Source organism: Pseudomonas sp. GM74 (genome assembly GCF_000282455.1).
Classification (GTDB): Bacteria; Pseudomonadota; Gammaproteobacteria; order Pseudomonadales; family Pseudomonadaceae; genus Aquipseudomonas.
Genome location: NZ_AKJG01000040.1, coordinates 1 through 19,402 on the forward strand (window position 1 = coordinate 1; position 19,402 = coordinate 19,402).

Sequence of the window (19,402 nt, forward strand, 5' to 3'; positions counted from 1 at the left end):
TACCGCAATGACTGATTTTACGACTGCTTCGCAGCCGAACGCAGCCTCGCGGGCTCGGCAGCTGCTACAGATCGCATTACCGCTTGACTGACTGACATTAGCCCAAACGCCCTTCTATATAGAAGGGCCTCCTCATAGGCAGCAACAGCCCATGACAGAGCCAAAAAACGAGACCACCGCGTACAGGCGATTTGCCTGCCTCCAAAAAACAAAAAAGCACCCGAGGTGCTTTTTTGTTATCGCCATCAGCTGGATAAGGCCGTCACCCTCGCCCGCGCCATGTGCAGCTTTTTGTAGCTGTCGATCAGGCGAAGGTGCCTGTCGAGTCCTTCGAGATTCATGCTCGTCGGCGTCAGACCGTAGAAACGTACGCTGCCATCCACGGACCCTATCGCCGCGTCCATCCGTTCGTTGCCGAACATCCGGCGGAAGTTGACCTCGTAGTCGCTCAGTTCCAGATCATCGTCCAGCTGCATTTCCAGCACGACGTTCACGGCCTGGTAAAACAAGCCGCGCTCGACGGTGTTGTCGTTGTATTGCAAGAAGGCTTCCACCAGATCCTTTGCCTGGTCAAACTTCTGCAAAGCGAGATAAATCAGCAGCCTCAGCTCCAGGATCGTCAACTTGCCCCACGGCGTGTTGTCGTCGAACTCGATGCCGATCAAGGTGGTGATGTCGGTGTAATCATCCAGCTCGCTGTTTTCCAGACCCTGGGCCAGCGTTCTCAGGCCGACTTTGCTCAGGCTGTGCAGATTGAGGATGTCGGCGCGAAACTGCAGCGCTTTGTTGGTGTTATCCCAGATCAAATCTTCTACCGGATAAATTTCCGAGTAGTCCGGCACCAGAATGCGGCAGGCCTTGGCGCCGATGTGCTCATAGACCGCCATGTACACTTCTTTGCCCATGTCTTCGAGAATGCCGAACAAGGTCGCGGCCTCTTCGGCATTGGAGTTTTCGCCTTGACCGGAGAAATCCCACTCAACGAATTCGAAATCCGGCCTGGCGCTGAAAAAGCGCCACGAGACCACACCGCTGGAATCGATAAAGTGCTCGACGAAGTTGTTCGGCTCAGTCACCGCCTGACCTTCGAAGGTCGGCTGGGGCAGATCGTTCAGGCCCTCGAAACTGCGGCCTTGCAGCAGCTCCGTCAGGCTGCGTTCCAGCGCCACTTCCAGGCTTGGGTGCGCGCCGAACGAGGCAAACACGCCACCGGTACGCGGGTTCATCAAGGTCACGCACATCACCGGGAACTCCCCGCCCAGCGATGCATCCTTGACCAGCACCGGGAAGCCCTGCTCTTCCAGGGCCTGGATCCCCGCCAGGATGCCCGGGTATTTCGCCAGCACTTCCTGCGGCACATCCGGCAGGGCCATTTCACCTTCGAGGATTTCGCGCTTGACCGCGCGTTCGAAGATCTCCGACAGGCACTGCACCTGGGCTTCGGCCAGCGTGTTGCCGGCGCTCATGCCATTGCTCAGGAACAGGTTTTCGATCAGGTTGGACGGGAAGTACACCACCTCATTGTCCGACTGGCGCACAAACGGCAGTGAACAAATGCCACGCTGGGTGTTGCCGGAGTTGGTGTCGTACAGATGCGAGCCACGCAACTCGCCATCCCGGTCGTAGACCTTCAGGCAGTACTCGTCGAGGATTTCAGTCGGCAGTTCGTCCTTCGGGCCAGGCTTGAACCAGCGCTCGTCCGGGTAATGCACAAACGCCGCGTTGGCGATGTCCTCGCCCCAGAATTGATCGTTGTAGAAGAAGTTGCAGTTGAGTCGCTCGATGAACTCGCCAAGCGCCGATGCCAGCGCGCCTTCCTTGGTCGCGCCTTTGCCGTTGGTAAAACACATGGGCGAGTGCGCATCGCGGATGTGCAGCGACCACACATTGGGAACGATATTGCGCCACGAAGCGATTTCAATCTTCATGCCCAGGTCGGCCAGGATGCCCGACATGTTGGCGATGGTTTGCTCCAGCGGCAGGTCCTTGCCCACAATGTAGGTGCCCGCTTCGCCAGTCGAGTGCGGCATCAGCAACGCCTGGGCATCGGCGTCGAGGTTTTCGACCTCTTCAATCACGAACTCGGGCCCGGTTTGCACCACCTTCTTTACCGTACAACGGTCGATGGAGCGCAAGATCCCCTGCCGGTCCTTGGCGGAAATGTCCGACGGCAATTCGACCTGAATCTTGAAAATCTGGTTGTAGCGGTTTTCCGGATCAACAATATTGTTCTGCGACAGGCGGATATTTTCGGTGGGGATATTGCGGGTTTCGCAATACAACTTCACGAAGTACGCCGCGCACAACGCCGACGAAGCCAGGAAGTAATCGAACGGCCCCGGTGCCGAACCATCGCCCTTGTAGCGAATGGGTTGATCGGCAATCACCGTGAAGTCGTCGAACTTGGCCTCAAGTCGAAGGTTGTCGAGAAAGTTGACCTTGATTTCCATGCGTGCTTACCAGAATAACGAGCTATACGATTTGGCGGCCATTATCCGGTTTTTCAGCACAGACCGTTAACTTTCCACTATTTTTCGACCAACACCACCCCGCGCTCCTCAAGCAAGCGCACAAACATCGTCAGGCTCTGCGACACCGTCCCCCTGCGCCACACCAGCCAGGTGCGCAGATAGCGGAACGACTCCGACAACGGCCAGACGCTGACCGTCGTGCACCCGGGCATGCTTTCGAGCATGCTGCGGGGCATCAGCGCCAGGCCGGCACCGGCGCTGACGCAGGCCAGCATGCCGTGATAGGACTCCATTTCGAAAATCTTGCCGGGCACCGCCGCGCCGTTGGCAAACCAGCTTTCGAAATGATGGCGATAGGAGCAGTTGGAGCGGAAGGCATAGATGTTTTCGCCGTTCACATCCTTCGCTCGATGAATCGGCTCATGGTTGAGCGGTGCGATCAGGACCATTTCCTCCTCGAATGCGGGCACGCCCTCCAGTGCCGGATGCAACACCGGACCATCGACAAATGCAGCGGCCAGCCGCCCCGACAGCACCCCGTCGATCATGGTCCCGGAGGGGCCGGTGGACAGGTCCAGTTCGACCTTGGCGTGCTTCTGGTTATAGGCGGCCAATAGCTCTGGAATACGTACCGCCGCAGTACTTTCCAGCGAACCCAGGGCGAAGGCCCCCTGCGGTTCCTCACCCGCCACTGTCGCGCGCGCCTCCTGAACCAGATCGAGAATGCGTCGCGCGTAATCCAGGAAACTCCAGCCGGCCGGTGACAAACGCAAGCGACTCTTCTCGCGAATAAACAGGTCCACACCCAGGTCCAGCTCAAGCTGCTTGATTCGCGTCGTGAGATTCGATGGCACCCGGTGGATATGCTGGGCAGCCACGCTGATGCTGCCGTGCTCGGCGACAGCCTTGAAGATTTCGAGCTGAACCAGATCCAAGTCATTCTCCAAACGTGAACGTTATGCTCAGTATTATTCAGTTTCCAGAAAACATATAGCCCCATAACCTGAGCACATTCCTACCTCGCAGGACGGTGCCATGACCCACGTATCCAGCCTTACCCATGCCATTTCGATCAACCCGACCACGGGCGAGCAGATCGGCCAATACCCTTTCGAATCCGATTCGGCACTGCAGGCCGCGCTGACGCGGGCCGCTACCGGGTTTCGCGCCTGGCGCGGCAAACCGGTTGAACAGCGCGCGCAGCTGTTGATCAACCTCGGCCAGGCCTTGCGCAACAATGCGCAGGCCATGGCGAACATGATCACCCTGGAAATGGGCAAGCCGATTGCTCAAGCCTGCGGCGAAATTGTAAAATGCGCACAGCTCTGTGAGTGGTACGCCGAACACGGCCCCGCCATGCTGAGCCCGGAACCGACCCTGGTGGAAGGCGGCAAAGCACGCATCGAATATCGCCCCCTGGGCCCGATTCTCGCCGTCATGCCGTGGAACTTCCCCATCTGGCAAGTCTTGCGCGGCGCGGTCCCCACGCTGCTCGCCGGCAATACCTTCGTGCTCAAGCACGCGCCAAACGTCATGGGCAGCGCCTACCTGCTGCTGGAGGCCTTCAAGCAAGCGGACTTCCCCGAAGGTGTTTTCGAGGTCATCAACGTCACCCCGGAAGGTGTATCCCGGGCAATCGCCGATCCACGCATCGCTGCCGTCACCCTCACCGGCAGCGTGCGAGCAGGCATGGCCATCGGTGCTCAGGCCGGAGCCGCACTGAAGAAATGCGTATTGGAACTGGGGGGCTCCGACCCATTTATCGTGCTCGACGACGCCGACCTCGATGAGGCGGTGAAAGCCGCCGTGATCGGGCGCTATCAAAACACCGGGCAAGTCTGCGCCGCCGCCAAACGCCTGATTGTCGAGCAAGGTATTGCCCGGGAATTTACCCGCAAGTTCGTCGAGGCCACCCAACAACTGGTTGTCGGTGATCCACTGGTTACCACCACCTATATCGGCCCGATGGCTCGCTTCGATCTGCGCGACGAACTGGATCAGCAGGTGCGCGACACACTGGAAGAAGGCGCGACGTTGCTACTGGGTGGAAAGAAGGCGCAAGGCCCAGGTAACTACTATGAGCCCACCGTACTCGGCGACGTGACCAATCAGATGACATCATTCAAACAGGAGCTGTTTGGTCCTGTGGCTTCAATCATCACGGCCCGAGATGCCGCCCATGCACTGGAGCTGGCCAACGACAGCGAGTTTGGCCTCACCGCCACTATCTTCACGCGCAATGTCGAACTCGCCCGGCAGATGGCCGACGAACTTGAAACCGGCGGGGTGTTTATCAACGGCTATAGCGCCAGCGATCCGCGCGTCAGTTTTGGTGGCGTGAAAAAGAGTGGCTTTGGCCGGGAGCTCTCCCACTTCGGGGTGCGCGAATTCTGTAATGCACAGACGGTTTGGCTGGATCGGCGTTAAGGGCAGCGTGGAAGATCAGCTCGCAGTTCCTGCATGGTCAGCAATCCCTGTTTTCTGGGGTTACCGCACATCCAGCAGGAACATACCTTCCCATGATTTGCAAAAAGCCCGGCGTTTTTCTCGCTGGTTGACCAGCATTCGTAAGCGCGTTGCTTTGAATAAAATCGAGCCTTTATGCGGCGCGTATCGTGTCGTCGTTGAGCTCTAGACATATTTTTCTCCTAAGCCGAATGCGACGAAGCCCCGGCAGATTTCTCTGGCGAGGCTTTGTTCGGCTCATTCCTAAACATATAGAAATGAAAGGACTTAATTAAATTCTCTCATCCGCTCATTGATGTCAACAGGCATTCACGAGACCCGTTCGATCAATAACCCTCGACCTCCAGAGTCTCCCCTGACGTCCGAGCAAGGCCCGTGGAGATGAGGCCAGGCTCGTTTTTCCCTTTGCCCAACCAGCAATCATCAGTACCACACCCGCAATCCAATAACCCGGCCCGTCAGGCTCGCTGGATCGCCTCCCAATCGGGTTGCCTTGTTGTCATAAGTTGTCTCTGTAACCTAAAATAATGGCTGATTGCCGGTATCGGTGAGATTCCCCCATAAACACCGATTTGATTTTACAGGGAAGAACAATGCACAAGTACCAATTGAGCTATGAGCACATCAACGCACCAAAAACCAGAACCGGCGAAGCGCCTGAGCGAATAGATGCCCATGAGTTGCTGCTGGAAGTGCTGGGAGTGGGCGGTAAAGATGGCCCAGTTATCTTCGGAAAAAAGTCGCTCAAGGAATCGCTCGAACTCATGAAATTCAAAAACGTCCGAGTTACCTGGCTGTAGCACGATCGGCCACGAAGAGCGTCCGAACCACGCCGCCAGTTGAAGTATCCCGCTTCTGCGCCATCTCGCCTGACTCAGCCGCGGTGGCGCCCATCTCCATCGCGGTCATCGCGTGATCCTGACCGCTACCAATGACGTACGGCCTTTCGAGCCAGACTGGCGTTTTGCAAAGGCCATCCTTCTCGCCGTAAGCGGCATAGCAATGTTTCTCGCCGTCGAACACTAAGGCCGAACACTCAACCGTTCCAGCGACGGGCTCGCCGAACCGGGCACCGATCAGCTTCGAGTAATCGCATACATATCCAGTCAGGACGAAATCGACGCCCATCTCCTCAAGGAATTTGTCGTAAATAAGCACCGGGAACCCGCCTACACTGAGATGTACAGCGATTGAGAGAACATGGAGCTCCACGCATGCGGACCAGCGCCCTTGTGATACTCATTCTCAGCTATGCCGTGTTGGCGGTGGTTTTTTTCAAGCTAAATGCTCGAAACAATCGACGCCGCCGAGAAGGTCTTTACGAAGCCTTCGAAACTACAATGCGAGAGCATGGGATCAAGTCTTTCGAGATCCTCAAGGAGAGTATTTTTATCGGCAACAACTTTCGGTCGTCCGAACTGCACCGGATATTGCTAGACGATTCCGGGCACTACTTTCTTTATTTCCAGGCCAGTGGAACACAGCCAATTTTCATGCCATTGACCGAAGAGCGAGCGTTACAAGCTGCAGAGGGTGACATCGGAATTCAGGCATAGATCATCGCAACCGCTGATGCTGACCCGTGCCAGGGACACATGTAGCCTGCCGATGAGCGACGAGCAGTCACCGACACCACTGCTTCTCACAAGGTATCCCGTCGTAGTCGCCATCCATTTCCACTCCTGGGCAATTTTGCAGAAAGTCTGTGGCCTCTGCGCACGAGGTCATCTGCGAGCAATATTTGCGCCCATCGCATTTGACTGGAGCCGAAACAGGCTTTGGCGCAATCAAGACCGCAGAGATTATTGGGGGACTCGATGGCCGAGCCTCAACCCAGGACTGTAATTCAGGGGAAAACTTCCAAACCAACAGACCAACAACAAGCACAACCAAAATGAGTTTCATCTTGATCCATCCATGATGAGAGACCGTTTGTGTTCTCACGTTGCCTGCTTCCAGCATAACCCACTAATCCATGTACAGCCTGCCAGTGAGACCTCCCGTGTGGGCTGACCGCTCGCGATCAGGTCGGCGCGGATGCCATTTGCTGTGAGACCAAGTCGCCCTGGACGAACGGGCGCTTTGCCATCAGCACGCATATATGATAAAAATCACTGGGTCCAAAGCAGACAAGGATGTGTTACTGAGTACGATAGTGAGTCAGCTGTAACTTCTATTTCTACGCGAAAGCAATGCGCGCTGACTGCAAACAAACTATTTAAGCAAATAGCATTGATGTAGCTTACAAACAGACAATCACCAAGAAGGCAATATCACCCACGTCAACCCCCACAGAATCATATAAATAATACCCACTATTTTCACATCTAAATTCGTGTAAACCCCAGTCACGAATTGAGACTCCATCCGCGCAAGCAAAACATAATCAAGCCAAAACCATATGCTTTCAGAAAAAAACAATATTATTTTTGTGCACATACCAAAGTGCGGTGGAACATCAGTCGAGTCGGCAATTTGGGAAGATCATGAAAAGACCGAAGAAAACCTCTGGATGGGCTTTCTAGACAAATACCACAACAAATACCAAACCGGCGGCTTGCAGCACCTCAAAGCAATTCAAATCAGGCAACACATTGGGCGCTCAAAGTTTGATAACTTCTTCAAATTTTCCATCGTAAGAAACCCATTTGCCAGAATCGTGTCGCAATTCCTGTACATGGAGTCCAGGCCTGACCTCAGAGACTACATAGACATGAACGCCGATGACAGCCTCATAACATACCTACATAAAATTCAAAAAAGAAGCCATGTCCAATGGGAACAGCAAGTCTCATTTCTTTATGATTACAAAGGCAACCTACTCGTTGACAAAGTCATCCAGCTAGAACAAATAAACAGCTTGCCAGAAATACTAAAGAACAACACTCCAATCAGCATTGAAAGAATACCCCGAACCAACACAAACAAATTCAAGTATCACTACAAAGACTACCTGTGCACTGATTCAATCAGCATGATCACTGATCTTTACTTCGAGGATTTTGAGGCTTTTGGATACTCGACCTCTCCTTAAAATTTCGACAATTCAAACCTGACGACATTTGGTTTTCCCACGGTAGGGAGCAGGCTCACTAGATCACTGACACGCCATGTTTGCAGCCACCAGCTGTTTCTCGTAGCCCTGTCGCTGCTTGATCTCAGCCAGCAGCGCCCGGACCTTCGCCTCCAGCGGGTCCGGCTTCTTGAGCCCCGCAGTTAAAAAGGCCGGTACCGCCACCGGCGTTACCTTGCAGCGCACCGGCGCAGCGACCTCACCCATGGCAAGAAACTAGGCCACCATGTCTACCTCTCCCCCTTCGCCCCGCATTTCTTTCAGGAATTCAATGCAGCGGTCAACTAATTCCGGGTAGTTTTGCGCCAGTTTTGCGCGGGTTTTGCGCAGGCACAAAAAGGCCGATCTATCTGATCGGCTTAAGTGTCTGATTTTACTCAGTAAATATGGTCGTGACGGAGTGATTCGAACACTCGCCCCCTAGCCCCCCATCTCCTTTTGCATACTTCTTGAAAGACTCCAAAATTTCACCCTGGATTCTTCGAATCTAGTATTTACTTGAGCTCCAGCGGTGTTCAGCTCTACGAGTGTCCAGGAACACCCATCAAGAGCCGACGTTTTTTGTGGGGGGAAAAGTAGGGGGAGCCCATTTCATGGCCAAAATTACCATCAAAGAACTCGAGTCGCTGACTACAGGCCCAACTCGCTACGAGGCCGGGTCAGGGTGTCGATCAGTGCGTACATGATTTTCTTGGCGCACGGCAGCAGATCCGGAATGTAGGTCGCGCCCATGCCCCCAAGCCCCTCGGCGACCGGCAGCGGTGCACCTTCGGCCGGCCATGGCCAGCCGATGCGCGCAGTGGGGATGCCGAGACGACGCAGCGCGGCACCGTCGGTCTGCCCACCGAGCAGGTCGGCCTCGCCATGGGGACGCCGCTCGATATGCTCCCAGCCACGCCGGGCGGACTGCACGATCCAGTTCTGTGCGTCGGTGCTACCGCCGGCCACCGAGCCATACATCTCCCAGTCGAGGACCAGTTCCGGGCGTCGCGCCTGCAGATCGCGGACGAACTCGGCAAACTGCGTCTTGACCTCGGCGGGGCTGGTGCGCGGGTTGATCCGCACGTCGAAGAAGATCTCGGTAACCGCCGATGGAAAGGCCGGGCGTTCCGGATTGCCACCGCGCACCCCGGCGATCCAGCCATGCGGCTTGATCTGCCCGGACGTGTTGCGCTCGGCATACTCAATGATCCACTGCTCAAGGTCCTGGATCACCGTCGCCGCCGGCACCACCGAACTACGGAAGCCCGGCGTGCCACGGGGAACGCCGGCATAGCCGAGGGTTCCGTGCACGCGCAGCTTGAACCAGCCCATGCCAGGTTCCTCGTGATACACCCAGTTCCAAGGCTTCATCACGATAGCGAAGTCAGGCGCGCCGCCACGGTTGATCAGGTGGGTCACGCCATTGGACATACCGGCATGTTGGCGAGCGGAAATGTCCACCGGCATGCCGCCATCGGCCAGGCCGACCAGCAGGTCGCCAACCAGCGGTACTTCGGCCTCGATCAGTGCAGTGGCCACCTCGGTGAGGGTCGCGATCATGCCTTTGGGATTGGAAGCGCCAAGGCCGAAAACCCAGTCATCGATCTGCTGCGCCGATGGCTGCATGTCCGCTTCGTCGGCGGGACCGGTGAGGATCTTCTCGGCTTCGTCCAGCTCCAGATGGGTATCGATCGGTGAATACAAGAGAACGCTGGCGCCGCCGCCGCTGCCGCGCAGTTCGGCCAACACATTGCCACTGGTGAAACTCATTGGCTGGTAACGTGCGGCCATGCCAATGCTTTCGAGGTAGCCCTTCATGTGCTCGCTGGCTGCACGGGCCGCACCAGTAGGGCTATGGATGTTGGTGATGGTGTACAACAAGCTCTGCAGGCGTTTGGGGTCGATCCTGGCGCAGGCCTGTTCATACCACTTCATTTGCTCGGTGGAGAAGTTGACGGCCGCAGTGGATTGCATGGTGGATTGCATGGCGGGTTCCTTAGTGGCTGGCCACAAACTGTTCGGCGAAGATGTTCGCGGGATTGGCGCCCAGCTCGATCAGCCGCGTTGTAGCGGCATCGATCATCGGCTGCGGGCCACAGAGATAGGCGACCGTGTCGGCACTCACATCGCCCTCGCGCAGCGCGCTGACCGGGCTGCCCTGGTGCAGGCCGTCACGCGGCTCGCGATCGACACAGATCCGCGCCTCAAGGCTTGGCAGCCATTGCTGGCGCAGTTCAATGTCCTCGAGACAGAACAGCGCGTCCGGGACCGCGCAACCGAAGCTGAGCAGCATCGGCGGCTTGCGTCCGCTGCCTTGGCGCAAGGCATCGATCATCGACAGAATCGGCGCCAGGCCGGTGCCACCGGCGACGAAAATATGTGGCGCGCGACGTTTCTCCTCGCGCAGAAAAAACGCGCCATAAGGGCCGCTCAGCGTCAGCACGTCCTCATTCGTAGCCTTCTCTTCCAGGTAACCGGACATCGCGCCGCCTGGTAACAGGCGGACCAGGAACTCCAGCTTCGGCAGCTGCGCCGCGGTGCTCGAGGGTGAGTAGCTGCGCACCACGCCGTAACCGGGCACTTCAATCTGCATGAACTGGCCGGGTCGGAATTCCAGCCAGTCGCCATCGGCCAGCTCCAGGGTCAGGCGCATCACATTGCTGGCAATACGCTCGACAGCGTTGACGAAGACGTGCACTTGCTGCGCCGTGCTGGAGCCGACTTCGCTGCTGTAAGCGACATCGAAAGTGCAGTCGGACTGCGCTTGGCAAAGGCACAGCAGGCGCTGTCCGGCGCTGTACTCGCTGGCCAGCAGCGTCGAGCTGGCGCCCGGGCGGGTGCGCGCATCGCCGCCTGCGAGTTGGGCGATACAGCTTGAACAGCTGCCGGAACGGCATTGATAGAGCAATGGAATTTCCGCTGCGAGCGCGGCATCAAGAATGTTGGTTTGTTCGCCGACGCTAAAGCTACGGCTGACGCCATCGGAGAAATTGACAGTGACTTGGTGCTGTTTATCGTTCATGAGAGTTCGGCTCCCTGGCAGGCATCGGGCTACGGCCGTAAGCGGCCGGATTATTGACATGGGCCGATCATAGAAAGCCTTGGTGGGTGTCGGCGCTCCATTGGGCTACAGGCTTATCCCGAAAGCGCAAAATCCTGCTGGCACAACGCAGGAAAAAAAAACCCGTACCAAGTGGTACGGGCAAACCAAGGAGTCATCAGAGACCGGCAGGACGCCGTCGGTGCCAGTCGGTAACCTTTTGCACAGCCATACCTGCGCGACACAACACGGCCTCGCCGCCCCGGCCGGCAATGAACTGGCAGCCGATCGGCAGGCCATCGTCGGTGAAGCCGCAAGGCAGGCTGATACAGGGGTGTCCGCTGACGTTAAACGGTGCCGTGAACTGGATCAGCCGGCGATTGGCCTCCGGGTCCAGAGCCAGGCTGGCCAGCTGTTCGTGAGTCGGCGCAGCGTAGGGCTGTACCGGGGCGAGCAGCAGGTCGACGTCGTTCAGCACGTAGTCCAACTCACCGCTGAAACGCTGCGCGTCGAGCAATACGCGCTGGTAGTCCATGCCACTGAGCGCTCGCCCACCGTCAATCAGGCGGCTCAGTGCCGGTCCGTATAGCGCTGCACGTTGCGGGTAAGTGGCGGCGTGTGCAACGGCAGTCTGCACGCCGCAGTGAGCCTCCCAGTTGCCGCTCACCGCACGGGTGTCCGGCATACACACGCGCTGAAGCGTGCCACCGCCATCACGGACAATCGCCATGATCCGTTCCAGTGCTTGCTGAATCACCGGGTCGACACCATCGCTCAACCAGGCCTCGTCAATGCCGACGCGCAGGCCGCGGAACGAATCCTCGATGCCGGGCACCTCCAGGCAAACGCTGGGCAACGAAGTGGGGTCCTTGGGATCGTGGCCGGCGATGGTCGATAGCAGGAACAAGGCATCGCGTGCGCTGCGGGTGATGGGACCGATGTGGTCAAGGCTGGCGGCCAGCTCGAAGCAACCATGACGGCTGACCCGACCCCAGGTCGGCTTGAGCCCTGTGAGGCCATTGGCTGCGCAAGGGAAACGGATGGAGCCACCGGTGTCACTACCAATCGAGGCATAACACAGGCCCGCGGCGGTGGCCACTGCACTTCCACTGGAAGAAGCGCCGGCCCAATGGCCCGGATGCCAAGGATTGATCGGCGTGGGCAGGTCCGGGTGATGGATGGCGAAAGCACCCTCCGTCATCTGCAGCTTTCCAAGCAGCACACTCCCCGCCTCGCGCAAGCGGGTGACGACGGTGGCATCTTCCTGCGGGATGAATGCCTGGTGAATCGGCATGCCCGCTGCCGTGGGCACGCCGGCCGTGTGCAGCAAGTCCTTTACTGCCAACGGGATGCCATGCAGCGGGCTACGGCATTCGCCACGCGACAGTTCGCGTTCCGCCTCGCGTGCCTGGTCGAGCGCCAGCTGCGCAGTGACCGTGGCAAAGGCGTGCAACGTCCCGTCGAGCCGTTCGATTCGCGCTAACTGCGCCTCGGTGACTTCCACCGGAGAGAGCTTGCCGGTGCGAATCAGCAGTGACAGTTCGTGCAGCTCAAGATAGTGCAGATCGCTACTGCCGATCATCGGTAGCCTCCAAGGAAATTCAGTGCCAACGCGTTGAATTCGGCTGGCTGTTCGCTCTGCAGGTGGTGGGCAGCGTTGCCCATCACATGCAGGCGAGCATCGGCAAACTGGTTGACCATCAGCATCGGCACATCGATGCCACCAAACCAGTCATGCAGCCCCCAGAGGATCAAGGTCGGTGCCTGCACTCGAGCAAACAGCGGCATCAGGTCTTCCGGTTCACCGAAGGCACCGGACTGCTCGAACAGCGCACGCAAACCCGGGTTGCAACTCGCTTCATAGCGCAGGCGCAGGTTCTCCTCGTCGATTGCAGCGTCGTCGTGCAGCTCGTAGCGCTGGATCAGCGTGCGCATCTTGTCCTGACTCGGCCCGCCATTGGCGAAGAAGTAATCGCTCATCAGCATCGCGGCATGCTTGCTGGATAGCGCCAGCGGTTGCATCACACCGCGTGCTACTGGCTGCGAGCCGATCAGGACCAGGCGTGCGACCCGCTCTGGATGATCGGCCGCCAGGCGGATCGCCACGCAGCCACCGAACGACTGATTGACCAGGTGCGCCTGAGTGATGCCCAAGGCATCCATGAATCCCAGCAGCTTGCACGCATGCCAGCTGAATACCGGGCCGTCGACCACCACCATGTCCGAGCCACCGAACTGCGCAAAGTCGAGAAAATAACAGCGGTGACGCATCGCGAATGGCGTGGCGCTGAGGCGGAAATTGCTCCAGGCAGTACTGCCCGGGCCTCCGCCATGGGTAAAGATCACCGGCAGGCTGTCGTCCGGTCCGTCGACCTGACGGTAGTGCAGACGCACGCCGTCGACGGTGACCCAGCGGCAGGTGGAAGCGAATTCATTGTCCATCGAAAATACCCTCGCCTGAGGCTGTCCGGCAGCAGGCGCCGGACAGCTGAGCACATCACTCTTCGGCAATCTGCCGGACCTTGTAGCCCGGACGGTGACCGTCGGCGGTTTCCTTGAAGATCAGGCTGGTGTCCTTCACGGCGCCCTTCACACCACGTCCCGGCTTGGCGATACCGCGGTTCCAGCGCGAAGCCAGCTTGCGCCAGGTGATCGGAGAAATGTCGGTGGCCACCAGCTGCTCGTCGTCCCAGCCCGTACCGTCGGCATAGAAGTTCTGCATCGCCTCGCGGGCATAGATGTCGCAGTCGTTGAAGCCGTGCAGGCACAACGGCTTGTACACATGGTCAAAGCGGTGCTGGTGCTTCTGGCGCTCTTCAGGGGTGTCGCACACGCGTACGATGATTTCCCAGTACTCATGGGTATCATCGGTGATCGGCACATACCATTCGTATTGGGTCATGTGCTCGCCGGGCCAGTTTTCCACCATCAAGACACCGGGCAGCACCACCGAAGTGCGGTATGGGCGACCATTGAGCCCTTCCACTTTCAGGCCCAGTTCCTGGTTTTCCAGCACCGGCGCCCACTTGTCGGTGAACAGCCATTGCATCATGCCTTTCGGACCGTTCTCCTCCTCGATCACTTCAATGCAGTCATCGCTGGTCGGCAGCAGGCCGAGCGGAAGCACCCAGTCCATGGCGTGGACGATGGTGTTATCTTTGTGCACCAGGATGTGAGCGTTGTCGAAGCCGTTTTCGCAGGCGATCCGCCAGTTGCCGAAACCGGTGCGGTGCATGCCGAGCGCCACCGCATTGTCATCGAGCACGCCCGGCGAAGCCGGCCACATCGGATGCGGGAACTGCTCGCTGCGTTCTGGAAAACGGAACGGCAGGTCGTCAGCCAGCGGTGGTACATCCTCGTCGGGGAAGCTGTCCTCGCGGACGAAGACGAAGATCATGCCGTTGACCTCGTGCACCGGGTAGGTGGTGATACCGGTGGTGCCGATCAGCTTGTCGTCCGGGTTGGCGACGATGGTCACCAGCTTGCCGCTTTCGAGGTCGAAGGTGAAACCGTGATACCAGCAAGAGATGGTGCTCTTGCTAAAGCAGGTCGGTTTCTCCGACAGGCGCACACCACGGTGCAGACACTGGTCCTTGAGGGCATAAACCTGACCATTGACCCGGCGTAAAACGATCGGGATGCCGCAGATCTGGATGCCCTCGACCTGGTCTTCAGCCAGCTCGTTGCTGAACAGCCCCGGATACCAGTGGTTGACGAAGCCCCAGGCAGCATCCTTGTACGGCTGGTACTGGCTCTGGGTCTTGGCGTTGTTGGCGCGGGCATCGCTGATGCCGGTTTTAACCACGCGACGGCGAATGATGGGTTGCTCGGACATGTGGGGACTCCCAAAAGGCTGACAGGACATTGGCGTCGCACTACGGCACGCTTGACGGTCATCCTAGGAAGTAGAGACGCAGCTGACGCTCCCGAGACTGTGCGGCTTATCCCGCCAGCGCAGAAAATGCGCAGAGAGGTCAGAGGGGCGGACATCCCTGTCCATTGAAATCAGCGGGACAACGTCTCCGACGGGCTCTCGCCGAAGCGACGCTTGTAGTCGGTGGTGAAATGGCCGAGATGACTGAAACCCCAGCGGAAAGCCACAGTGGTCACTGTGACGGAACCAGGGCTCTGGCGCTGCAGCTCCTCGTGGACGTGGCGTAGGCGCACCTCCTTGAGGTAGAGCATCGGCGAGGTGTTGCGGTAACGGCGAAAGCCGGTGAACAGAGAACGGCTGCTGACCCCGACATGCTCGGCCATCTCGACGATCGAAATCGGCTCATGGGCATGATCTTCGATGAAGCGCTCCACGCGCTTGACGAACGATGGGGTGACAGAGGTTCGCGGGTCACTGCACAGCTCAGCGCTGTAGGTGTGCGGCTGGCACGTCAACAGCGTGTCGACCAGGATATTTTCGAACTGTGCGGTGAGCAGCGCCGGCATGTCCTCATCGACCGACAGGCTGTCGTAGAGCCAGCCGACCATGCGCATCCAGCGCCGACCCTCGGCGGTGTCCAGCGGCATCGACGGTTGAAACTCGATGGTGTTGCGTAACGTGCGGCCCAGGTGCTGCTGACAATGCCGCTCAAGCAAACTGCGCTCGACGCGAATGATCAGCTTCTCGGTACCGGGACAATGATGAATCTTGAACGGTGCATGGGTATTGAGAATCGACCCGAGCTGCGGTGTGGAATGCACCCGCTGATTGCCGTACTCAATCATTTCCTGACCACGGATGGGCATCTGAATAAGCGCGAAAGAATCGAGGACGCCAGGCTCGATGGTGATATCACCACCGTAGCTCATGCGACCGATACCGATGCCCCCCAATCGGCGATAGTAGATGCTGGTATTGACCGCCCCCTTGCTACTCATACTGCGCAGGCGATTCGCGCAGAAAATGCGCTCCCCCCATTGAGTGGCTTCTTCTATGTCCTGAGTGCGACATACTTCGAATCGGGACAGGACTGTTTCGGGCGGCGTTGTTGCCGCAAAAACCAGATTTTCCATTGCTTTTACCCTCCGCCCGATGCTGTGGGCAGACAACTTTGCTACTGCAAGACAAACACGCTTAATTGTTTTTTTCGGCTAATCTCGGGCGTGCAATGTGGTGTACTCCTGCTGGATCGCTGCGCATTTTCGCAAGGCCAGTTCGACGTGATGAAAAGGCAAGAAGCATGCCCTGAAAGCCAAGCGCCCCGCTGTTTCTGACAAACGCCACAAAAGCGTCCGAAACTCCGTGTTTTACGCCCTTTCAGACCGGGTTTGGCGACCGTGTACCCCCCACCAGAACGAACAGCAGGCGAGCCGGAGTGTTACCGGGGTTACGCCACGCATGACGAGTACCCATTTGCACCACGATATCGCCCTGGCGCAATCGGTTAGTGCACCCGTTATCGAGCTCCAGATCGACTTCACCTTCGAGCACTACGCCGTAGTCGATGGTGTCGGTGCAATGGAAACCCGGATGGTCCGCTTCGAAGCGTTCACCGAGTCCTGGTAGTCGGGCACAGAGCTCCAGCCCGGCGGCTACTGGATCGAAGTCGGCGATTCCGATGAGATTGTCTGGTGCAAAGGTGACCAGCAGCGCGCTGGTACCGCCCGGCCCCGGCACTACCGATACCACCTGCGGCGTCGGGTCGACCGGCCAATCGACGATGCGCGCCTGCGGTTCGGTCTGCCATATCAGTGCGGCAGAAAATCCGGGGGAATGGGTGAAGGATTCGGCGCCTGCGAGCGGGCCGTTGCTGATGATGACTGAACTGCCGGAACTGTCTCGGCCAGTCACGATGCGCATTGTTGTCATTGTCTGAATGCTTCCGAGTAAGTGTGAGGCCCACGCCGGTCTTCGCGGCGCGGGCAGGATATTCAAGCGTGAACAATATGGAAGTTGGTGAAGCCGTTGGCCTGGGTCTGGATATCCTCGAGTGCTTCGTTGAGCTGTTCGAGCGGATAGCGGCGCTCCTCCAGTAACGACAGGTCGACACTGCCGGCTTCGATCATGCGGGCCATCTCGTCACCCTCGGCGGTGGTGAACCACAGCGAGCCGATGTACTGCAACTGAGCGCACATGAACGGGTGCGGATCAATCGGAACGGGACCCGCGACGCCGCCGATCTGGATGATCCGGCCACCCCGTGCGACGGCTTGCATGGCATTCACCGACAGCGTCGCCGGCGCCTTGGCGCCCAAGGTATCGAGCATCACATCGACGCCCCCGGGAACCAGTTCACGCACGTGTTCCTGGATGTCGCTGACACCGATGCATACCGTGACGATGCGCTCAGGTGACAATTGCTTGAGCCTGGCCAGAGCGTCCTCGTCACGCGCCGCGACCACGATGCGTGCCGCGCCGAACGCCAGCGCGAGCAATGTGGCACCGACCCCGAGCGTACCGGACGCGCCGAGAATCAGGATGCTCTGCCCCGGCCGCAATGCTGACTTACGGATCGCCGAATAGGCCGTGCCCAGGTAGCCCAAGCGAGTCGCCTGGGCGAAGCTCAGCTTCTGCGGCAGACGCACCAGACTGGTCGACGGCGCAGTCATGTACTGGCTATAGCCGGCATGGGGATAGAGCTTGAAGATCGCCTGCGAGCCGGGGCCGAAACCGAAATAGCCCAGGAAGGTATAAGCGTCGCAGCGCGGCGCCTCACCCTGCCGGCAATAACAACACTCGCCGCAGCCGACGCCAGGATTGACGTAGACGCGGTCTCCGGGCTTGAACGCCGAGACCTTCGCGCCTACCGCGCTAACGGTTCCGGCACTGTCCAGACCGAAGACCGCCGGCAGCGTTGGCAGCGGCAGAAACGGGTACCACTCGGGGAAATGGGTGGTGACGTTCTTCAGATTGGGGATCACCCCGCTGGCCTCGACCTTGACCAGCACGTCGTGGTCACCGGGTATCGGCAGGGGGACTTCATCAAAGCTGAATCGACCGCCGATCTCGTGCAGGCGCGCGGCTTTCATCATCGACATGGTTAGGTTCCTCTGGTCGTGACACCCCGCATGGGGGGCATCCGACCGTTTGATCTGTGTGGGTTGGAGTGGGTGTGGAGCAATTCAGACGAGTGCCCGACCGCACGACGGCCGGGCGCGCAGGCGGACTAGCGCCCCGCCTTTTGCAGGGCCTGCAGGGAGAAGTCATTGGACTTGGCGTCGAAGTTGGTCTTCCAGGTCTTCGTGTCGATCAAGGACAGCGTGGCGTGATTGCGCTGGAAGTCGATCACGGCGCTGCCGGTGGTGCGCATGTCGCCGTCGGCCGCGTTGTAGGCGGTGTGCCACTCCATGAACTTCCAGAACTCGCCCTTGCGGTTGTAGGCTTCGGCGAAATGGACGCGTGGGTATTTGGTTTCCATGTACAGCACTTTCTTGCTGTACGGGTGGGTCGACGGCGTGATGGCCTCGACCACATAAACCTCACGCGGCTCGTACAGGTCGTTGTTCATGTTCCAGTACGGCGGCTGGTTCTCCAGCACCGCATATTTTTCCTGGGCAGACGTGCCCTGGGTGTTCCACAAGTCGACCTTGCCATTCGCGGCCGCCAACACCCAGCGCTTGCCCAGCAGTTTGTATTGCGAATACCAGCAAGGCCGGGCGTTGAAGCCCTCCAGGTCATCCTGCAATTGGTCGGAAGCGCCGACCGGATCCATCCAGGCCCCGCCGGACAGGCGACGTACCCGGCGTACCGCGGGGATGTAGGCCCACACGTCGTTGACCTTCGCGTCGTCGTACATGACGGTGTAAGTACCGAGCCCTTTCATATCGGACGGCGACTTGAAGTACAGCAACTGCCGACCGCGCTCGCTACCATCGCCTTCCACTGAACTCCCCCCGGTCAGACGACCTTTCATGGTGTACCGGGAAAACTCGGCGACCGGCTCGGCATGAATGCCGCGCCCGCCGTCGATCAGCAGCTGGGTGAAGTTCTGCACCTGGGACACGTCACCGATGAGTTGGCCGAGGTGGAAGTTCCAGACAATTTTTTCTGCCGACTGAGGGTCCTTCTCATCAATGTTCGGGAAGGGAGCGCCGGCACCCCAGCCATCGATCCGGCAGGCTTCCTTGTTGATCGAGGTCTTGCCGGCGTTGGCCGCTGTCGCCGCAACCCAGCGAGGATCGAGCGCAACGTTCTTCGACTTGGCCAGCGGCAATTTCCAGCCGCTGTTGCGGATGCGCCACTCCATCTTCTCGGTGAGCAGACTGGCAATGGTGTGCCCTTCAAATGTGTCGTTCTTGATCTGGTCGAGGTTGGCAGCGGAAATCACCGTGCCGACCGGCAGCTCGGCAGCGCCGGCGAGGCACGACAGGCTGCTGGCAACGGCGATGAGGCTCAGGGCCAGGGACTGGCGCAGGATAAAACGGGATACGGTCATG

The 19,402-nt window shown here is 58.7% G+C and carries 18 protein-coding genes; 4 read left to right on the forward strand and 14 right to left on the reverse strand.

Annotation, left to right across the window (positions count from 1 at the left end; genetic code table 11):
* Positions 1-245 precede the first annotated feature (245 nt).
* Both PMI34_RS21350 and ptrR read right to left on the reverse strand, forming a co-directional pair.
* Positions 246-2,450 (reverse strand): OsmC domain/YcaO domain-containing protein, encoded by a 2,205-nt coding sequence (locus PMI34_RS21350; RefSeq protein WP_008047597.1) that lies wholly within the window; start codon positions 2,448-2,450, stop codon positions 246-248.
* A 77-nt stretch (positions 2,451-2,527) separates the two neighbouring features.
* Entirely contained in the window at positions 2,528-3,406 is an 879-nt protein-coding gene (gene ptrR, locus PMI34_RS21345; protein ID WP_008047600.1) for a putrescine utilization regulator PtrR, read from the reverse strand.
* A 100-nt stretch (positions 3,407-3,506) separates the two neighbouring features.
* On the opposite strand from ptrR, the gene PMI34_RS21340 reads away from it, so the two are divergent.
* Together PMI34_RS21340 and PMI34_RS21335 are read left to right on the forward strand one after the other, a co-directional pair.
* Complete coding sequence (locus PMI34_RS21340; RefSeq protein ID WP_008047602.1) at positions 3,507-4,898, forward strand: aldehyde dehydrogenase family protein; 1,392 nt, start codon at positions 3,507-3,509, stop codon at positions 4,896-4,898.
* 632 nt (positions 4,899-5,530) lie between these two features.
* Positions 5,531-5,737, forward strand: coding sequence for a hypothetical protein (locus PMI34_RS21335; protein WP_008047604.1), 207 nt, complete (start codon positions 5,531-5,533; stop codon positions 5,735-5,737).
* On the opposite strand, the gene PMI34_RS21330 is transcribed toward PMI34_RS21335, so the two are convergent.
* Complete coding sequence (locus tag PMI34_RS21330) at positions 5,724-6,095, reverse strand: hypothetical protein (RefSeq protein ID WP_008047606.1); 372 nt, start codon at positions 6,093-6,095, stop codon at positions 5,724-5,726. The genes PMI34_RS21335 and PMI34_RS21330 overlap by 14 nt on opposite strands.
* Positions 6,096-6,151: 56 nt before the next feature.
* Here PMI34_RS21330 and PMI34_RS21325 point away from each other — a divergent pair, with 56 nt between their 5' ends.
* Positions 6,152-6,493 (forward strand): hypothetical protein, encoded by a 342-nt coding sequence (locus PMI34_RS21325; RefSeq protein ID WP_008047607.1) that lies wholly within the window; start codon positions 6,152-6,154, stop codon positions 6,491-6,493.
* Between the two features lie 67 nt (positions 6,494-6,560).
* Here the strand turns inward: PMI34_RS21325 and PMI34_RS29520 are convergent, their stop codons facing one another.
* Positions 6,561-6,899: an excalibur calcium-binding domain-containing protein gene (locus PMI34_RS29520; RefSeq protein ID WP_338009875.1), complete on the reverse strand. Its 339-nt coding sequence runs from the start codon at positions 6,897-6,899 to the stop codon at positions 6,561-6,563.
* A gap of 439 nt (positions 6,900-7,338) precedes the next feature.
* On the opposite strand from PMI34_RS29520, the gene PMI34_RS21320 reads away from it, so the two are divergent.
* On the forward strand, positions 7,339-7,971 hold the full coding sequence (locus PMI34_RS21320) for a sulfotransferase family 2 domain-containing protein (RefSeq protein ID WP_008047613.1): 633 nt from the start codon (positions 7,339-7,341) through the stop codon (positions 7,969-7,971).
* Positions 7,972-8,034: 63 nt separating this feature from the next.
* Here PMI34_RS21320 and PMI34_RS21315 read toward each other — a convergent pair whose 3' ends face one another.
* From PMI34_RS21315 to PMI34_RS21270, 10 genes are all read right to left on the reverse strand, one after another.
* Positions 8,035-8,217 carry a hypothetical protein gene (locus tag PMI34_RS21315; RefSeq protein ID WP_008047615.1) on the reverse strand — a complete coding sequence of 61 codons (183 nt, stop codon included), beginning with the start codon at positions 8,215-8,217 and terminating at the stop codon, positions 8,035-8,037.
* A gap of 423 nt (positions 8,218-8,640) precedes the next feature.
* Positions 8,641-9,978 (reverse strand): hypothetical protein, encoded by a 1,338-nt coding sequence (locus PMI34_RS21310; RefSeq protein WP_008003685.1) that lies wholly within the window; start codon positions 9,976-9,978, stop codon positions 8,641-8,643.
* A 10-nt stretch (positions 9,979-9,988) separates the two neighbouring features.
* Complete coding sequence (locus PMI34_RS21305) at positions 9,989-11,014, reverse strand: ring-hydroxylating dioxygenase ferredoxin reductase family protein (RefSeq protein WP_008047617.1); 1,026 nt, start codon at positions 11,012-11,014, stop codon at positions 9,989-9,991.
* A 196-nt stretch (positions 11,015-11,210) separates the two neighbouring features.
* Positions 11,211-12,614 (reverse strand): amidase, encoded by a 1,404-nt coding sequence (locus PMI34_RS21300; RefSeq protein ID WP_008047619.1) that lies wholly within the window; start codon positions 12,612-12,614, stop codon positions 11,211-11,213.
* Positions 12,611-13,474: an alpha/beta fold hydrolase gene (locus PMI34_RS21295; RefSeq protein ID WP_008047621.1), complete on the reverse strand. Its 864-nt coding sequence runs from the start codon at positions 13,472-13,474 to the stop codon at positions 12,611-12,613. The genes PMI34_RS21300 and PMI34_RS21295 overlap by 4 nt, the downstream gene beginning before the upstream one ends.
* Positions 13,475-13,529: 55 nt before the next feature.
* Positions 13,530-14,867 carry a Rieske 2Fe-2S domain-containing protein gene (locus PMI34_RS21290; protein ID WP_008047623.1) on the reverse strand — a complete coding sequence of 446 codons (1,338 nt, stop codon included), beginning with the start codon at positions 14,865-14,867 and terminating at the stop codon, positions 13,530-13,532.
* Positions 14,868-15,037: 170 nt separating this feature from the next.
* Positions 15,038-16,039: an AraC family transcriptional regulator gene (locus tag PMI34_RS21285; RefSeq protein ID WP_008047626.1), complete on the reverse strand. Its 1,002-nt coding sequence runs from the start codon at positions 16,037-16,039 to the stop codon at positions 15,038-15,040.
* A gap of 244 nt (positions 16,040-16,283) precedes the next feature.
* Positions 16,284-16,826, reverse strand: a complete 543-nt coding sequence (locus tag PMI34_RS21280) for a cupin domain-containing protein (RefSeq protein ID WP_238538768.1) — start codon at positions 16,824-16,826, stop codon at positions 16,284-16,286.
* Between the two features lie 71 nt (positions 16,827-16,897).
* Positions 16,898-18,004 (reverse strand): alcohol dehydrogenase catalytic domain-containing protein, encoded by a 1,107-nt coding sequence (locus PMI34_RS21275; protein WP_008047629.1) that lies wholly within the window; start codon positions 18,002-18,004, stop codon positions 16,898-16,900.
* A gap of 128 nt (positions 18,005-18,132) precedes the next feature.
* Positions 18,133-19,401, reverse strand: coding sequence for a DUF1329 domain-containing protein (locus PMI34_RS21270; RefSeq protein ID WP_008047631.1), 1,269 nt, complete (start codon positions 19,399-19,401; stop codon positions 18,133-18,135).
* Position 19,402 lies beyond the last annotated feature (1 nt).